Here is a 14,794-nt window from a genome sequence, read left to right as displayed (position 1 = left end):
GCTTCTTTTCGCTGGCCGCATCGGGCGGTTGCCCTTGACCCGGCGCGTGGCTCTGGCCATTTATACCGCGACTGTTAAGGTGCTGAAAGCCTTTTCGAAACAACCGCCTGCTAGCCCGCGCAAACGTGAGACACCCATGCTGCTTCTGATCGATAACTATGACAGCTTCACCTACAATCTGGTCCATTATCTGGGCGAGCTGGGGGCCGAAGTTGTGGTGCGCCGCAACGACGCCTTGAATGTGCAGGAGGCCATGGCGATGAACCCCGCCGGTATCGTGCTCAGCCCCGGCCCCTGTGACCCGTCACAGGCGGGTATCTGTCTGGCGATGGTGGACGCCGCCGCCGAGACGGACATTCCGCTCTTCGGGGTCTGCCTTGGCCACCAGGCCATTGGGGAGGCATTTGGCGGCAAGGTGGTTCGCCATTCCGAGATCGTGCATGGCAAGATGGGTCGCATGAGCCACAAAGGAACAAGCGTTTTCAAGGGGTTGCCGCAGGACTTTGAGGCAACCCGCTACCATTCTCTGGTGGTGGAGCGCGACAGCTTCCCCGACGCGCTGGAGATCACGGCGGAGCTGGACGACGGCACCATCATGGGGCTGCAGCACAAAACCAAGCCCATTCACGGCGTGCAGTTCCACCCGGAAAGCATCGCGTCGGAGCATGGCCACAAGCTGCTGCAAAACTTCCTTGATTGCGTAAAGGTTCCGGCATGAGCGACGCAATGAAGCCCCTGATTTTCGCGGCCTCGGAGGGCCCTTTGAGCCGCGCCCAGGCGGAAGCGGCCTTTGAGGAGCTGTTTGAGGGCACCGCCACCCCGGTTCAGATCGGCGGATTGCTGATGGCGATGCGTGCGCGGGGCGAAAGCGTGGCCGAATATGCGGCTGCTGCGGCGGTGATGCGGTCGAAATGCAATGCGGTGAAGGCCCCGGACGGCGCGATGGATATCGTCGGCACCGGCGGCGACGGGATGGGCACACTCAATATTTCAACGGCAACTGCCTTTGTCACCGCCGGCGCGGGTGTGGTCGTGGCCAAGCATGGCAACAAGAACCTCTCGTCCAAATCCGGCGCGGCGGACGCGCTGGGCGTTATGGGCATCAACGTCATGGTCGGCGCGGACGTGGTGGAACGTGCGATCAGCGAGGTCGGCATCGGCTTCATGATGGCGCCCATGCACCACCCCGCCATCAAACATGTGATGCCCGCGCGCCAGGAACTGGGCTGCAAGACCATCTTCAACATCCTCGGGCCGCTGACCAACCCCGCAGGCGTCAAACGTCAACTGACCGGGGCTTTCGCGCCCGACCTGATCTTCCCGATGGCCGAGACGCTACAATCGCTTGGCAGCGAAAAGGCGTGGCTGGTGCATGGTTCGGACGGCACGGACGAGATTGCGATCTCCGGCACCACGGCTGTGGCCGCGTTGGAAGATGGCAAGATACAGGCTCGCGAGATACATCCCGAAGACGCAGGCCTCGCCCCGCGCAAATTTGCCGAGATCCTGGGCGGCACGCCGGAAGAAAACGGCCAAGCTTTCGCCGCCCTTTTGGAGGGCGAGGAAAGCGCGTATCGCGATGCTGTGTTGCTGAACTCCGCCGCCGCCTTGATGGTCGCAGACAAGGCCAGCGACCTCAAGCAAGGCGTTGAAATGGCACGTGAAAGCATTGACAGCGGGGCCGCAAAGGCCAAGGTCGCGGGCCTCGCCAAAGTCACGTCGGAGGCCGCATGAGCACCCCAACGATCCTAGAGAAAATCAAAGCCTACAAGCTGGAGCATATTGAAGCTTGCAAGGCAGAACGTCCCTATGACGACATCGCAGCAGAGGCGCATGACCGCCCCGAGACGCGGGGGTTCTACACGCGCCTGCAGGAGGCTGCCACCACCGATTATGGCCTCATCGCCGAGATCAAGAAGGCTAGCCCCTCCAAGGGCCTGATCCGCGCAGATTTCGACGTGCCGAGCCTGGCGCGGGCCTACAAGGACGGCGGCGCGACCTGCCTGTCGATCCTGACCGACGCGCCGTCTTTCCAAGGCGATGACAGTTACCTGATGGCCGCGCGCGACGTGGTCGACCTGCCGATCCTGCGCAAGGATTTCATGTATGACCCCTACCAGGTGGCCGAAGCGCGCATGTTGGGGGCCGATTGCATCCTGATCATCATGGCCTCCGTCAGTGACGCGCAGGCGCATGAGCTTGAGGCTGCGGCCAGTGAGTTTGGCCTCGATGTGTTGGTGGAGGTGCACAACCTCGACGAGCTGGAACGCGGCGTGCAGCTGAAAAGCCCGATGCTGGGGATCAACAACCGCGACCTGAACACGTTTGACGTGACCCTTGATACCACCCGCACGCTGGCCAAACAGGTGCCCGCCGACAAGATGATTGTCGCCGAAAGCGGGTTGTTTGAGCCCTCCGATCTGGCCGATTTGGCGCAATATGGCGCGCGGTCTTTTCTGATTGGCGAGAGCCTGATGCGGCAGGAAGATGTGACGGCGGCAACGCGCCACATCCTCAGCGAAAAACCATATTCCAGAGGCATGTAGGTGGCGAAGCTCACACATTTTGACGGCAAGGGCGACGCCCATATGGTGGATGTCTCCGACAAGGCGGTGACGTCCCGCGTTGCTGTAGCGTCGGGGGCTGTGAAGATGCTGCCAGAGACATTGGCGCTGGTCACCGACGGCACAGCCAAGAAGGGCGACGTGTTGGGCGTGGCGCGGCTTGCAGGCATCATGGGTGCCAAGAAATGCGCCGACCTGATCCCGCTTTGCCACCCGCTGCCGATCACCAAGGTCGCGGTTGAATTGACCACTGACGCGGACCTGCCCGGCATACGGATCGAAGCCACCGTGAAAACCACCGGCCAAACCGGCGTTGAGATGGAAGCGTTGACCGCCGTGTCGACCGCCGCGTTGACGGTCTACGACATGCTGAAAGCGGCCGAGAAAACGATGGAGATCACCGACATCAAGGTGACCCTGAAAGACGGCGGCAAATCGGGCCGGTTTGAAGCGTGATCACCGTTAACGAGGCGTTGGACGCGCTGTTTGCGCTGGTCGAGCCGCTGCGCTCAGAAACCGTGCCCTTGACCGAAGCTGCGGGCCGCACTCTTGCTCGGGACGTCGCGGCCACGCGTGCGCAGCCGCCTTTTTCTTCTTCTGCCATGGATGGTTACGCGATTTCGGGCGATGCAGCGGTCGGCGATGTTCTGGCCGTGATCGGGGAAGCCGCAGCGGGTCACGCCTTCGACGGCGCGGTCAAACCGGGCCAAGCCGTGCGTATCTTCACCGGCGCGCCGGTGCCTGAGGGCGGCACGCGGGTTCTAATTCAGGAAAACGTCACCCGCGACGGCGACGTGATCACCGTGACCGAGCCGCATGGCGACGGGACGCATATCCGGCCCAAAGGCGGCGATTTTGATGTTGGCCACACCCTGCCCGCACCGCGACGGCTCGGCCCGTCGGATGTGGCGCTGTTGGCGTCGATGAACTGCGCGGAGGTGCCAGTGGTGCGCCGCCCGAGCATCGCGTTGATTGCCACCGGCGACGAGTTGGTCATGCCCGGCGAAACACCCGGCCCGGACCAGATCATCGCGTCCAACACGTTCGGGCTGAAAGCCATGTTCGAGGCCGCAGGCGCGCAGGTGCGGATGATCCCAATTGCGAAGGACACGGACAGCTCGCTTGGCATGGCGCTGGAACTGGCCAAAGGCGCCGACCTGATCGTCACCATCGGCGGCGCATCGGTGGGCGACCATGACATCGTCGGCAAGGTGGCCGCTGACCGCGGGCTGGAACGCGCTTTCTACAAAATCGCCATGCGCCCGGGGAAACCTTTGATGGCAGGGCGCATCGGGGACTCCGTGTTGATTGGGTTGCCTGGAAATCCCGTGTCGTCAATGGTTTGCGGGGAAATCTTCATCCGGCCCGTTCTGGACAAGATGCTGGGATTCGACGCGCAGCCGCGTCCGCGCCACAGGGCCAAACTGATGAAACCCTTGCCCGCCAACGGCCCGCGCGAGCATTACATGCGCGCCCGTCACGACGCGATTCATCAACAAATTCAAGCCTTTGAGAAGCAAGACAGCTCCTTGTTGATGGTGCTGGCCCATGCAACTGCCCTGATCGTCCGCCCCCCCAATGACCTGGCACGCGCCGCCGGTGACACCGTGGAATATGTCATCCTCTAGGCACGCCCTAGCGGAACATGTTGACACAAAACAGGAACGTGGGTAGAACATCTGCGAACACTGTGACAATTGCAGACCAATTCTGATTACAGGGAGTCCGAGCAGATGCTGACAAAGAAACAGCTGGACCTGTTGAAATTCATCCATGCCCGCGTGCAGAAAGACGGGGTCACCCCCAGCTTTGACGAGATGAAGGACGCGCTTGATTTGCGGTCCAAATCCGGCATTCACCGGCTGATCACCGCGCTGGAAGAACGCGGCTTCATTCAACGCCTTGCGCACCGTGCCCGGGCTATTGAGATTGTGAAACTGCCTGACGCGATTGACGGTGGCGTGGTGCCAAAACCATCCGGCTTCAGCCCGAAGGTGATCGATGGTGACAAGACCGACCCACCCCGCTCCGCCATGCCTGTGTCTGACATCCACGCGATGGAATTGCCGGTAATGGGGCGCATCGCGGCTGGTACGCCGATTGAAGCGATCAGCGAAGTGTCGTCCCATGTGGCCGTCCCCGGCTCGATGCTGGCGGGCAACGGGCATCACTACGCGCTGGAGGTCAAAGGCGATTCGATGATTGATGCCGGCATCAACGACGGCGACGTCGTGGTGATCCGCGAACAGAACACGGCGGAGAATGGCGATATTGTCGTGGCTTTGGTCGAAGATGCTGAGGCGACGCTGAAGAGGTTCCGCCGCCACGGGTCCTCCATTGCGCTGGAGCCCGCGAACGTGAATTACGAGACGCGGGTGCTGCCGGATAACATGGTCAAGGTGCAGGGTCGTCTGGTCGGATTGATCCGGTCGTACTGAGCCCTTTGCGCCGCATGATTTGAAGGCCGCTTGCGTCACGCAGGCGGCCTTTTTCGTTGGTTAGCGCACCCAAAGGCGGGCGCCCCGAACGTCGTTGCTTGTCACGATACCAAGGCCGGTTTCAGTGTCGCTGATGGCCAACGATCCTGACTGGCGAAGCGTGGATCGTGTGATGGCTGCGCAGTCGGGCTGCTCTGCAATGTTTGGCAAGATAAGCAGGTCGGCCTTGGCGCAGAATTGTGACAAATCGGTCGGGGTAATCTCCTTTTCCGTCAGGAAATGGACCATGTGCGCCCCAAGCCGAATGCGCGCCTCATTTCGGGTAAAGTCGCCGCGCGCACTGGCGCGTTCCTGATCCGCGCTGTCGCCATCATTTTCCAACCATGCGCCTGCGACGAAGCCGTCGCCTTTGGGCTTGTTCAGCACACGGCCCTTCGGGCTGTTCAGACCGATTAAGGTGCCCGTGTCCGAGACAAGTAAATCGGGCCGCTCGGTCATGGACCAAAGCCACCCGGCCAAGACCAGCACCAACGCACCTGAGAGACGCAACCGCGATTGCAGCAAGCACAACAACGCTCCGCCAAGCCCCAGCAAGGGCAGCACAATCGGACCGGGTGACGGGATCAAGCGCAGGGCGGTGTCCCAACTCGCGACGGTCTCGGCCACGAAAAGGATCCATCGCAGACCCAGACGCATGATTTCGAGGCCCAGTTGTTCCAGACCGAAGGGCGTCAGCACCGCCGCCAGCACCGCCCCGGGCATCACAACCAGCCCCATCACCGGGACGGAGGCCAGGTTGGCCACCAACCCCCATTGCGCCATTTGATTGAAATGCAGCGCCCCAAATGGAGCCGTGGCCACACCTGCAATGGCCGATGAGATCACCAGCGATGCCACGTTGCGCGCCCATTTGGGCCAACCGATCATCAGTTGCCGGTCACGTATCTCGGCGAAGACCGCGACCAGCGCCGTCGTGGCCGCGAAAGACATCTGGAAGCCCGGCCCGGCAAGGCTGTCAGGGCTGATCACCAGCACAATCAACGCAGCCACAGCCACGGCCCTGAGCGTCAGCGCCCGGCGGTCCAGACAGACGGCCAGCAGCATCACCGCGACCATCACAAAGGCGCGTTGCGTGGCGACGTTTGCGCCCGAGAGGGCCAGATAGGTCACACCCGCAAAAAACGCGACGACAGCGGCGATTTTCTTCGGATTGGCGCGCATTGCGCTGGGTTGATGCAGCGCGAAGCCCAGCCGGACCATGGCGAAGACCACCCCCGTCAAGAGCCCCATATGCAGCCCCGAGATCGCCAGGAGATGCGCCAGATTGGAGGCGCGTAGCGCATCCAATGCGGTTTGGTCGATAGAGGAACGATCGCCGGTCAGGATGGCCGTGGCAAAGGCACCTTCGCGCCCCGGCAATCTTGACGTGATCGCCGCCGACAGCGTCATACGAATTTGGAAGATACGGAGCCGCGCGGCGCGGTTATCGGCGGGGCTTTGCAGCAGCGCGGGTGTACGGGTGTAGCCGACGCCGCCAAGCTGGGCAAAGAAAGCGTGGCGTTGGAAGTCAAAGCCGCCAGGCTCCACCGGGCCGGAGGGTGGCGACAGGTGGCCGGTCATCATCACAATCTGGCCGGGCTTTGGGTCGAGATACGGCTGCTCTCCGTGCAGGGAGACCCGCACCCGTTCGGGGCGTTTGGCGGGGGCCACGCGGTCAAGGCGCACCTGATCCAGCGTCAGGCGCAGCTTTCCCGAGGCCGAGCGGTCAATGCCAACCACCCTGCCCTCGATCGGGCCGTAGTAGCGGTATTCGAGGATGGGTGCGGCGACGCGATGCGCCTGAAAGCCCGCGACAGAAAAACCAAGCGCCACAAAGCACAGCGTCCAGGCGACCGGCAACGCTGCCCCCATGTGGCGCAGAGCCAAGGGCAAGGCCAGCCCCGCTGCCATCAGCGTGGGGTAGATGCGCCAGTCCGGCTCCACCCGCAGCGCGAAATAGCAGCCCACGCCACAGGCAAAAAACACCGGAAGCCAAATGAAGAAATGACCGCGCGCCAAGGCCTGCACCGCCATGCCGCGAGAGGCATGAAAGGTCGGCTTTGCGGCACTTGTTTCCACCATCAGACCAGCCTAAACACGCTCGGAACAGTGCTTAACAGCATGCTTTGTCTTGGTTTCCAAAAGGTTAATCGCCCATGTCCGACGCCCCCGTTGTCACCCGCTTTGCCCCGTCTCCGACCGGGTATCTGCATATCGGCGGCGCGCGGACGGCGCTGTTCAACTGGCTTTACGCGCGCGGGCGCGGCGGCAAGTTTGTGCTGCGCATCGAAGACACCGACCGCGCGCGGTATACGCCGGAGGCGGTGCAGGCCATCACCGACGGGCTGACCTGGCTGGGACTTGATTGGGACGGCGACGCGGTCTCGCAGTTTGAAAGCGCCGACCGGCATGCGGCCGTCGCGCATGAGATGCTGGCCAATGGCACCGCGTATAAATGCTTCTCCACCCAGGACGAGATTGCAGCGTTTCGCGAGCAAGCGAAGGAGGCTGGGACCTCTACCTTGTTCCGCTCCCCCTGGCGGGATGTGGCGGAAGCGGATCATCCGGACCTGCCCTTTGTGGTGCGTGTGAAGGCGCCGCAGGAAGGTGCGATAACCATCAAAGACGCCGTGCAGGGCGAGGTCACCTGGAAGGCGGAAACGCTGGACGACATGGTGCTGCTGCGCTCCGAAGGGACGCCGGTCTATATGCTGGCGGTGGTGGTCGACGACCACGATATGGGCGTGACCCATGTGGTGCGCGGCGACGACCATCTGGCGAACGCGGCACGGCAGTCGATGATCTACACGGCGATGGGGTGGGATCTGCCTACCTTTGCGCATATTCCGCTGATCCACGGCCCGGACGGCAAGAAGCTGTCGAAACGGCACGGCGATCTGGGCATCGAGGCCTATCGCGACATGGGCTACACACCCGCTGGTCTGCGCAACTACCTGGCGCGGCTGGGCTGGAGCCATGGCGATGACGAAGTGTTCAGCGACGCGCAAGCGCGGGAGTGGTTTGACCTCAGCGGCGTCGGAAAAGCACCCGCGCGGCTGGATTTTAAGAAAATGGAAAACATTAACGGGCATCAGATCGCGATGAGCAGTGACGAGACCCTGATGGCAGATGTGGCAACATTTATGGCGCACACCAATTGTGCGCCGCTTTCGCAGGTGCAGCAAGATGCATTGCGCGCGGCATTGCCCCTGCTAAAGACCAACGCCAAAACACTCGGAACCCTTCTGGATAAGGCGCATTTCGCCATTGGCAGCCGCCCGTTCACGCCGGATGAGAAAGCCGCGAAACATCTGGATTCGGTATCCCGTGGTATACTGAAGGAATTGACGCCGCAGCTGCAAACTGCTAGTTGGTCCCGAGAAACGCTTGAAGGCGTGTTGGGCGAATATGCCGCCAGCAAAGAGATGGGATTTGGCAAATTGGCCGGACCCTTGCGGGCAGCACTTTCCGGACGCGCCGCCACTCCCAGTGTCTTCGACATGATGATGCTGATCGGGAAAGAGGAAACCCTCGCCCGACTGGAAGATGCGTCTGCCGGATCCTGATTGGACCCAGTGGAATATATCACGACGGACCTTTGGCGACCGCGCTGACGGGTCCCAGACACTTAGAAAGGGTGCACCATGGCTGACAAAACCGCGACGCTGACTTTTGGCGACAAATCTATCGAGTTGCCGATGTATTCGCCGACCGCCGGTCCTGATGTCATCGACATCTCGAAGCTTTACGGCCAGGCCGACGTGTTCACCTATGACCCCGGCTTCACCTCGACCGCCGCCTGCGACTCGACCATCACTTATATCGATGGCGGCAAAGGCGAGCTGCTGCACCGTGGCTACCCGATCGACCAGCTGGCCGAGAAATCGCATTACCTGGAAGTGTGCTACCTGCTGCTTTACGGCGAGCTGCCTTCCGTCGCGCAGCTGGAAGAGTTTGAAAGCCTCGTGACCAACCACACGATGATCCACGAGCAGATGATGTTCTTATTCCGTGGTTTCCGTCGTGACGCGCACCCGATGGCGATCATGAACGGCGTGGTCGGCGCGATGTCGGCCTTCTACCACGATTCGACCGACATCCATGACGCGCATCAGCGCGAAGTGGCCTCGATCCGGATGATCGCGAAGATGCCGACGATTGCGGCCATGGCGTATAAATTCACCATCGGGCAGCCATTTGTGTACCCGCGCAACGATCTGGATTACGCGTCCAACTTCCTGCGCATGTGCTTCTCGGTGCCGTGCGAGGATTATCAGGTGAACCCGATCCTGAGCCGCGCAATGGACCGTATCTTCACGCTGCATGCGGATCATGAACAAAACGCCTCGACCTCGACTGTGCGGTTGGCCTCGTCTTCGGGCGCGAACCCGTTCGCCTGTATTGCCGCTGGCATTGCCTGCCTCTGGGGCCCGGCCCATGGCGGCGCGAACCAGGCCTGCCTTGAGATGCTGAAGGAAATTGGCACGGTTGACCGCATTCCTGAATTCATCGCGCGTGCGAAGGACAAGAATGACAGCTACCGCCTGATGGGCTTTGGCCACCGGGTCTACAAGAACTTCGACCCGCGTGCGGTTGTCATGAAGCAATCCGCCGACGAGGTGCTTGAGCTTCTGGGCGTTGAGAACAACCCGATCTTGCAGGTCGCGATTGAGTTGGAGAAGCAGGCGCTTGCCGATCCGTACTTCGCCGAGAAGAAGCTGTTCCCGAATGTGGACTTCTATTCCGGCATCATTCTGGAGGCGATGGGCTTCCCCACCTCGATGTTCACGCCGATCTTCGCGCTGTCGCGCACCGTGGGCTGGATTTCGCAGTGGAAGGAAATGATTGCCGACCCGAAGATGAAAATCGGCCGGCCGCGCCAGTTGTACAAGGGCGCCACCCTGCGCGACTATGTCGACATCGAAAACCGCTAAGAGATTGGGCCACCTTCGGGTGGCCTTTTTCGTGGAATGCTGAACACCGACCGCCTGCTGATCCGCCCTGCCCGCGCTGAGGACGCGGGCGACCTGTTTGAGGTTTACGGCGACGCCGAGACGATGCGCTACTGGGACAGCCCGCCGGATCAAGACGTCCCAGTGACCGCCAAACGGGTGATGGGCATGATGCGGGCAGAACCACAAACCTACTTTGTCCTTGAGCATGAAGGGCGTGCCGTCGGGACCGCCGGGGTCCATCAAGACGCCGAGATCGGTTTCATTCTGCACCGTGCCCATTGGCGCAAAGGGTTGATGCGGGAGGCGCTGACGGTGTTGATCCCGTGGCTGTTTGACACTTTGAACACAGACACGCTGACCGCCGACGCCGACCCCAGGAATGAAGGGTCCGTGGGACTTTTGAAAGCCGTGGGCTTTCAGGTGACCGGCACCGCCAAGAACACCTTTTGCGTGGACGGCGTTTGGACCGACAGCGTGTATCTGGCCCTTGCGCGGGATGATTTTGCGCGGTAGATGGCGACACGGGCCGACAGGATGCCCAGACGCCGCCAGCCCGTATGGGCCACGCTAAAACCTGTTTTGAAGACCTTAGACCGATCAGCCCTGATACCAGGCGTTCCGGTCGACAATGGCGGCTCTCGACCACTTTCGGACGCGTTTATCGGAGGTTGACCAGATGTCATCACACCCAATTCCCCTCGTGATCGAGGATGTTTCTCAATTCGCGCGCGCCTTGCGCAAACACTGGCCGGATGAACCGCCCGGCCATGCCAATATGCTGTCGCTTGTCGCCAAGGCGGCGGGATACCGCAACCATCAGGTCCTGAAGGCCGAGTTTGGGCTACCTGCGCCCGAGGCCGCCTTCACCGAGCTGGAGGAACGCCGCTTGCGCGACGCGTTGCGAGTGTTTGATCTGGAGGGTCAGTTGACCCGATGGCCTTTGAAAACCTCGGTACAGGGTCTGTGTCTTGCGATCTTCTGGGCCACCCTGCCCGCGCGGCGTGATTTGACCGAGAAAGAGGTCAACGCGGTGCTGAAATCGGGTGAGGTGTTTGGCGACCACGTGTTGCTGCGCCGCTGCCTGATCGAGCATAACATGGTCACCCGGGAACGGGACGGTTCGATCTACCGGCGGGTGGAACGCAAGCCTTCCCCGTTGGAACGCGCGCTGATCCGGGCGGTGTCAGAACGCAAACATGCAGCGATGCGTGACCCGATTGGCGGCGGCAGGCCCGCCTTTAAGGCCTAGCGCCCTTCAAATCCCGCGGCGCGCTTGTCGAGGAAGGCAAGCACACCTTCGCGGAAGTCGTGGGATTTGCCCAGCTCGCCCTGATACTTGGCCTCCAGCATCAGCTGCTTTTCCAGCGTGTTGTCATAGGTCTTGCGCAGGGCCTGCTTGGCGCGTTGGTAGGCGACCGTGGGGCCGTTTGCCAATTGCGCCGCGCGGTCTTTCCAGACGGTTTCGAACTGGTCGTCGGGGACGGCTTCCCAGATCATGCCCCAGTCGGACGCCTGCTGCGCGGTCACGGGTTCCGCAAACAAAGCGGCGCCCATGGCCTTGGGCAACCCGATCTGGCGCGGCAAAAAGTAGGTGCCGCCGGCATCAGGGATCAGGCCGATGCGGCTGAATGCCTGCAGAAACACCGCGCTTTCGGTGGCGATCACCACATCGGCCGCAAGCGCGAGATTGGCCCCTGCCCCCGCAGCCGCGCCGTTCACCGCAGAAATGGTAGGGATTTTGCAGTCGTAAATCGCCATCAGCATTGGCACATATTCGTCGCGCAACGTGCGTTCGAGATCAATATTGGCCACCGTCGCCCGGTCGCCCAGATCTTGGCCCGAACAAAAAGCGCGGCCCTTGCCGGTCATCACCAGGACGCGCGCCTCTTTTTCCGCCGCCTTCACCGCATGCAGGATTTCGGCCCGCATCTGAGTATTCAAAGCGTTCATAACGTCGGGGCGCGAAAACTCGATGATGGCGGTGTTGTTGCGCACCGAAAATTTGAGGGTGTCATATTGCATGTGGGAGGCCTCTCTTTGCCGTTAGCGCGACAATAGCGAACTAATCGGTTTAGAAAAGGGGAACCTCCCGTCATTTAGCAACTTTAGCCGCCGCGTCTGGCCCTCCATGCTTCTAAGGCTGCGTTTGTGCTTGGTTTTCCGCTTTGGCGCTTTGTCCGCGCAGCTTCTGCGCGCGGCGTTTGTGAGCGTGGCCTACGGGCGTAATGCAGCTCCCGCGCGCCGAAATAGAAGCTGACAATGGCCCCAAGCAGCCACCAAAGCGGGTCGGGCACGAGGGCCAATCCCTGCATCCGCGGCGCGAACCCCGCAGGATCCACCATTGCAAAGATGAACAGGCCGATGGTGCCCAGCGCCAACATCGGGCGCGGCAGGCGGTTGAAGCCGTTCATCAGGCTGTCGAACCAGCCCTGACGGCCGTATCGAAATTCGGTGCCGTGTTGGCCAAGGGCGGCGATATAGGCCTCGTGCCCATTTTGCATGGCTTGTGTCGCATTGGGGCGGAATCCATCAGCAACCTGCCCCACGGCCAGCGTCAGATCACGGGCGCCGCCGCCAAGTATTTCGCGGATTACCCCCATGACGCGGTCCTTTCGCGGTGTTGCGAGGCCGTCAGATGGTAGTCTGGGCTGATGAACCTTTCCGCCCGGGTGATCCAGCCGCCTTTGCCCCCATCCCTGCGCCGCGCATATTTGCGCGAGGCCGGGCGGCGGTCGCCAATGGCGTAGTAATAATTGCGCCGGGCGATGCCATAGGCGTCGACCAGATAATCCTCCGCCTCCTCAAAGGCGGCAAAGCAGACCCGCACGGTTTGAGGGCCAATCTTGCCGTCGCGTTTGATGTCGTGGCCCATGTCAGACAGCAGGCCTTGCAGAATTTTCACCGCGTTGGAGCCCGCATTGACATACATATCAAAGACCGAAGCCTGCAGCGGCTCGGGCAGCGCGTTGATGCGCGGGGCGCGGTAGTAATGGTCGATGAAGATGTCGCCCGCCTGCGCGCGGCTGAGCTGCTTCACATCCGCCGCTGTCACCTGCCCGTCGCCGGTCAGATCAAGCCCGAGACGCCTCATTGTGTGGATCGTCACACCGTGATTGGTGGCCCCGCCCGGATCGTCGGGATCATTCACATACCCGCCTTCCGAGCGGAGAATGTCGTTGGTGATTTCCTGGATCGTCTGCATCTGCGCTGCTCCCGCTTGGTTCGGGGGAGAAGCTGCGCCGGAATGGTTAACGCCTTGATACGGCAGCGTTCGGTGGGTGTTGCGTCAGGCGTCCGGCTCTTGGTACACGCCCTGCGCCTTCAGCGCGTCAATGACTTCGACCGGCATGTAGGTTTCGTCATGTTTTGCAAAGATCGTATGAGCTTGAAAGACGTTGTTCACGTAGTTTCCGGTGGCCACAGTGCCCTGGCCTTCTTCGAACAGATCCGGGCGCGGCTCGTCCCCGATATAGGCCACCGGGATTTCGGCGTTGCCGTCGGTGACGGTGAAGGTGAAGGCGAATCCCTCCCCATTGACGATGCTGTCTTCCACCACCAGCCCGCCGATGCGAAAGGTTTCGGCGGCGGATGGCGGGTTCTCGGCCACCTGCGTCGGCGAGTAAAAGTAATTGATGCCGTCCCTCAAGGCGAAGCCAATCACCACCGTGGCCAAGGTCAAAGCGACGACCGCCACGGCGATGATTTGGATACGGCGTTGTTTCTTCAATCCGCGCATATTGGTCCTTTACGGGAACACGGGGGCCAGCATCAGCCCCAGGGTTTCATCGAGACCTAACATCAGATTTGCGTTTTGCAACGCCTGCCCGGATGAACCTTTGGTGAGGTTGTCGAGGGCGGCGATGACAATTGCGCGCCCCTCGATCCGGTCGGCGGTGACGCCGATATGCACGAAGTTGGAGCCGCGCACATGATGAGTAGAGGGCGTTTGGCCGAACGGCAAAACCTCGACGAAAGGCTCAGCGCTATAAGCTTTAACGAGCGCCTTGTGCATCGTATCCGCGTCGCCTTTGACATAGCAGGTCGCCAGAATACCCCGGTTCATCGGCGCAAGATGTGGCGTGAACTGGATCTTAACCTCCCTGCCCGCAACGGCCGAGAATTCTTGGTCAAACTCGCCCAGATGCCGGTGCGTGCCGCCGACCGCGTAGCCGTTGGAGCCTTCGGACAGTTCTGCATGCAGCAGGTTTTCCTTAAGTGACCGCCCCGCGCCGGAGACGCCGCAGATCAGGTCCATGATGATTTCGTCAAGGTCGATGAGCCCCGCCGCAATCAGCGGACGCAGGGCGAATTGGCCAGTGGCCGCGTTGCAGCCAGTGCCCGCGACCAACCGGGCCTTGGCGATGTCATCGCGGTAGAACTCGGTCAGGCCGTAGACGGCCTCAGGCTGGATGTCCTTGGCGGAATGTTCATTGCCGTACCATTGGGCGTAAGCCTCTGGGTCGCGCAGCCGGAAGTCGGCGGACAGGTCCACGATTTTCAGAGTTTTCGGCAGCTTCGAGATGATCTCCTGCGAGGTCTTATGCGGCAAGGCGCAGAAGCACAGGTCGATCTCAGTGAAGTCGATCTGGTCGATTTTGACCAGCGTGGGCAGCAGCAGATGACGCAGATGCGGGAAGACGTCGGCCATATCCATACCCGCCTTGCGGTCGGCAGACAGGGCGGCGATGGTCATTGAGGGATGGGTGGCGATCAGCCGAACAAGTTCCGCGCCCGTGTAGCCGGACGCGCCGAGAATGGCGATATTGTGGGTCATCAGGTGACTCCTTGCGAATTTGGT

Annotated in this window: 16 protein-coding genes; 10 read left to right on the top strand and 6 right to left on the bottom strand. The window is 61.4% G+C overall.

Annotated features, from left to right (window positions below; genetic code table 11):
- Positions 1 to 136 precede the first annotated feature (136 nt).
- From Q0899_RS03440 to lexA, 6 genes are all read left to right on the top strand, one after another.
- Positions 137 to 718 carry an aminodeoxychorismate/anthranilate synthase component II gene (locus Q0899_RS03440; RefSeq protein WP_299191097.1) on the top strand — a complete coding sequence of 194 codons (582 nt, stop codon included), beginning with the start codon at positions 137 to 139 and terminating at the stop codon, positions 716 to 718.
- Positions 715 to 1,734, top strand: a complete 1,020-nt coding sequence (trpD, locus tag Q0899_RS03435; RefSeq protein ID WP_298291634.1) for an anthranilate phosphoribosyltransferase — start codon at positions 715 to 717, stop codon at positions 1,732 to 1,734. Before Q0899_RS03440 ends, trpD begins: the two co-directional genes overlap by 4 nt.
- Positions 1,731 to 2,546: an indole-3-glycerol phosphate synthase TrpC gene (gene trpC, locus Q0899_RS03430; protein ID WP_299191096.1), complete on the top strand. Its 816-nt coding sequence runs from the start codon at positions 1,731 to 1,733 to the stop codon at positions 2,544 to 2,546. The genes trpD and trpC overlap by 4 nt, the downstream gene beginning before the upstream one ends.
- Entirely contained in the window at positions 2,547 to 3,020 is a 474-nt protein-coding gene (gene moaC / locus Q0899_RS03425; RefSeq protein ID WP_298291641.1) for a cyclic pyranopterin monophosphate synthase MoaC, read from the top strand.
- Positions 3,017 to 4,192, top strand: a complete 1,176-nt coding sequence (gene glp, locus Q0899_RS03420; protein WP_299191095.1) for a gephyrin-like molybdotransferase Glp — start codon at positions 3,017 to 3,019, stop codon at positions 4,190 to 4,192. The genes moaC and glp overlap by 4 nt, the downstream gene beginning before the upstream one ends.
- 105 nt (positions 4,193 to 4,297) lie before the next feature.
- Positions 4,298 to 5,002, top strand: coding sequence for a transcriptional repressor LexA (gene lexA, locus Q0899_RS03415; protein ID WP_299191094.1), 705 nt, complete (start codon positions 4,298 to 4,300; stop codon positions 5,000 to 5,002).
- 60 nt (positions 5,003 to 5,062) lie between these two features.
- On the opposite strand, the gene Q0899_RS03410 is transcribed toward lexA, so the two are convergent.
- Positions 5,063 to 7,123 carry a ComEC/Rec2 family competence protein gene (locus Q0899_RS03410; RefSeq protein ID WP_299191093.1) on the bottom strand — a complete coding sequence of 687 codons (2,061 nt, stop codon included), beginning with the start codon at positions 7,121 to 7,123 and terminating at the stop codon, positions 5,063 to 5,065.
- A 74-nt stretch (positions 7,124 to 7,197) separates the two neighbouring features.
- On the opposite strand from Q0899_RS03410, the gene gltX reads away from it, so the two are divergent.
- The 4 genes from gltX to Q0899_RS03390 all read left to right on the top strand — a co-directional run bounded on the left by gltX (position 7,198) and on the right by Q0899_RS03390 (position 11,245).
- A complete protein-coding gene (gltX, locus tag Q0899_RS03405; protein ID WP_299191092.1) occupies positions 7,198 to 8,607 on the top strand; it encodes a glutamate--tRNA ligase in 1,410 nt (469 codons plus the stop codon).
- Between the two features lie 78 nt (positions 8,608 to 8,685).
- Positions 8,686 to 9,975 (top strand): citrate synthase, encoded by a 1,290-nt coding sequence (gltA, locus tag Q0899_RS03400; RefSeq protein ID WP_298291656.1) that lies wholly within the window; start codon positions 8,686 to 8,688, stop codon positions 9,973 to 9,975.
- A 36-nt stretch (positions 9,976 to 10,011) separates the two neighbouring features.
- Positions 10,012 to 10,509, top strand: coding sequence for a GNAT family N-acetyltransferase (locus tag Q0899_RS03395; protein WP_298291659.1), 498 nt, complete (start codon positions 10,012 to 10,014; stop codon positions 10,507 to 10,509).
- A gap of 163 nt (positions 10,510 to 10,672) precedes the next feature.
- Complete coding sequence (locus tag Q0899_RS03390) at positions 10,673 to 11,245, top strand: DUF2087 domain-containing protein (RefSeq protein WP_299191091.1); 573 nt, start codon at positions 10,673 to 10,675, stop codon at positions 11,243 to 11,245.
- On the opposite strand, the gene Q0899_RS03385 is transcribed toward Q0899_RS03390, so the two are convergent.
- From Q0899_RS03385 to argC, 5 genes are all read right to left on the bottom strand, one after another.
- Entirely contained in the window at positions 11,242 to 12,018 is a 777-nt protein-coding gene (locus tag Q0899_RS03385) for an enoyl-CoA hydratase-related protein (RefSeq protein WP_298291665.1), read from the bottom strand. The two genes, Q0899_RS03390 and Q0899_RS03385, sit on opposite strands and share 4 nt — an antisense overlap.
- An 83-nt stretch (positions 12,019 to 12,101) precedes the next feature.
- Positions 12,102 to 12,596 (bottom strand): holin family protein, encoded by a 495-nt coding sequence (locus Q0899_RS03380; RefSeq protein ID WP_298357946.1) that lies wholly within the window; start codon positions 12,594 to 12,596, stop codon positions 12,102 to 12,104.
- Positions 12,587 to 13,198, bottom strand: coding sequence for a holin-associated N-acetylmuramidase (locus Q0899_RS03375; RefSeq protein WP_299191090.1), 612 nt, complete (start codon positions 13,196 to 13,198; stop codon positions 12,587 to 12,589). The genes Q0899_RS03380 and Q0899_RS03375 overlap by 10 nt, the downstream gene beginning before the upstream one ends.
- An 84-nt stretch (positions 13,199 to 13,282) precedes the next feature.
- Positions 13,283 to 13,732: a cytochrome c maturation protein CcmE gene (gene ccmE / locus Q0899_RS03370; RefSeq protein WP_298291674.1), complete on the bottom strand. Its 450-nt coding sequence runs from the start codon at positions 13,730 to 13,732 to the stop codon at positions 13,283 to 13,285.
- A gap of 9 nt (positions 13,733 to 13,741) precedes the next feature.
- Positions 13,742 to 14,770 carry an N-acetyl-gamma-glutamyl-phosphate reductase gene (gene argC / locus Q0899_RS03365; RefSeq protein ID WP_299191089.1) on the bottom strand — a complete coding sequence of 343 codons (1,029 nt, stop codon included), beginning with the start codon at positions 14,768 to 14,770 and terminating at the stop codon, positions 13,742 to 13,744.
- Positions 14,771 to 14,794 lie beyond the last annotated feature (24 nt).

Source organism: uncultured Litoreibacter sp., from assembly GCF_947501785.1.
In the GTDB taxonomy this organism is placed as follows: domain Bacteria; phylum Pseudomonadota; class Alphaproteobacteria; order Rhodobacterales; family Rhodobacteraceae; genus Litoreibacter.
The sequence above is the reverse complement of the archived record's forward strand: the minus strand, read 5'-3'. Positions and strand labels throughout refer to the sequence as shown.

Excerpts from the sequence above, each read along its gene's own strand:
- Q0899_RS03440 (WP_299191097.1), top strand. The coding sequence starts at position 137 with ATGCTGCTTCTGATCGATAACTATGACAGCTTCACCTACAATCTGGTC.
- trpD (WP_298291634.1), top strand. The coding sequence starts at position 715 with ATGAGCGACGCAATGAAGCCCCTGATTTTCGCGGCCTCGGAGGGCCCT.
- trpC (WP_299191096.1), top strand. The coding sequence starts at position 1,731 with ATGAGCACCCCAACGATCCTAGAGAAAATCAAAGCCTACAAGCTGGAG.
- lexA (WP_299191094.1), top strand. The coding sequence starts at position 4,298 with ATGCTGACAAAGAAACAGCTGGACCTGTTGAAATTCATCCATGCCCGC.
- Q0899_RS03410 (WP_299191093.1), bottom strand. The coding sequence starts at position 7,123 with ATGGTGGAAACAAGTGCCGCAAAGCCGACCTTTCATGCCTCTCGCGGC.
- gltX (WP_299191092.1), top strand. The coding sequence starts at position 7,198 with ATGTCCGACGCCCCCGTTGTCACCCGCTTTGCCCCGTCTCCGACCGGG.
- gltA (WP_298291656.1), top strand. The coding sequence starts at position 8,686 with ATGGCTGACAAAACCGCGACGCTGACTTTTGGCGACAAATCTATCGAG.
- Q0899_RS03395 (WP_298291659.1), top strand. The coding sequence starts at position 10,012 with ATGCTGAACACCGACCGCCTGCTGATCCGCCCTGCCCGCGCTGAGGAC.
- Q0899_RS03390 (WP_299191091.1), top strand. The coding sequence starts at position 10,673 with ATGTCATCACACCCAATTCCCCTCGTGATCGAGGATGTTTCTCAATTC.
- Q0899_RS03385 (WP_298291665.1), bottom strand. The coding sequence starts at position 12,018 with ATGCAATATGACACCCTCAAATTTTCGGTGCGCAACAACACCGCCATC.
- Q0899_RS03380 (WP_298357946.1), bottom strand. The coding sequence starts at position 12,596 with ATGGGGGTAATCCGCGAAATACTTGGCGGCGGCGCCCGTGATCTGACG.
- Q0899_RS03375 (WP_299191090.1), bottom strand. The coding sequence starts at position 13,198 with ATGCAGACGATCCAGGAAATCACCAACGACATTCTCCGCTCGGAAGGC.
- ccmE (WP_298291674.1), bottom strand. The coding sequence starts at position 13,732 with ATGCGCGGATTGAAGAAACAACGCCGTATCCAAATCATCGCCGTGGCG.
- argC (WP_299191089.1), bottom strand. The coding sequence starts at position 14,770 with ATGACCCACAATATCGCCATTCTCGGCGCGTCCGGCTACACGGGCGCG.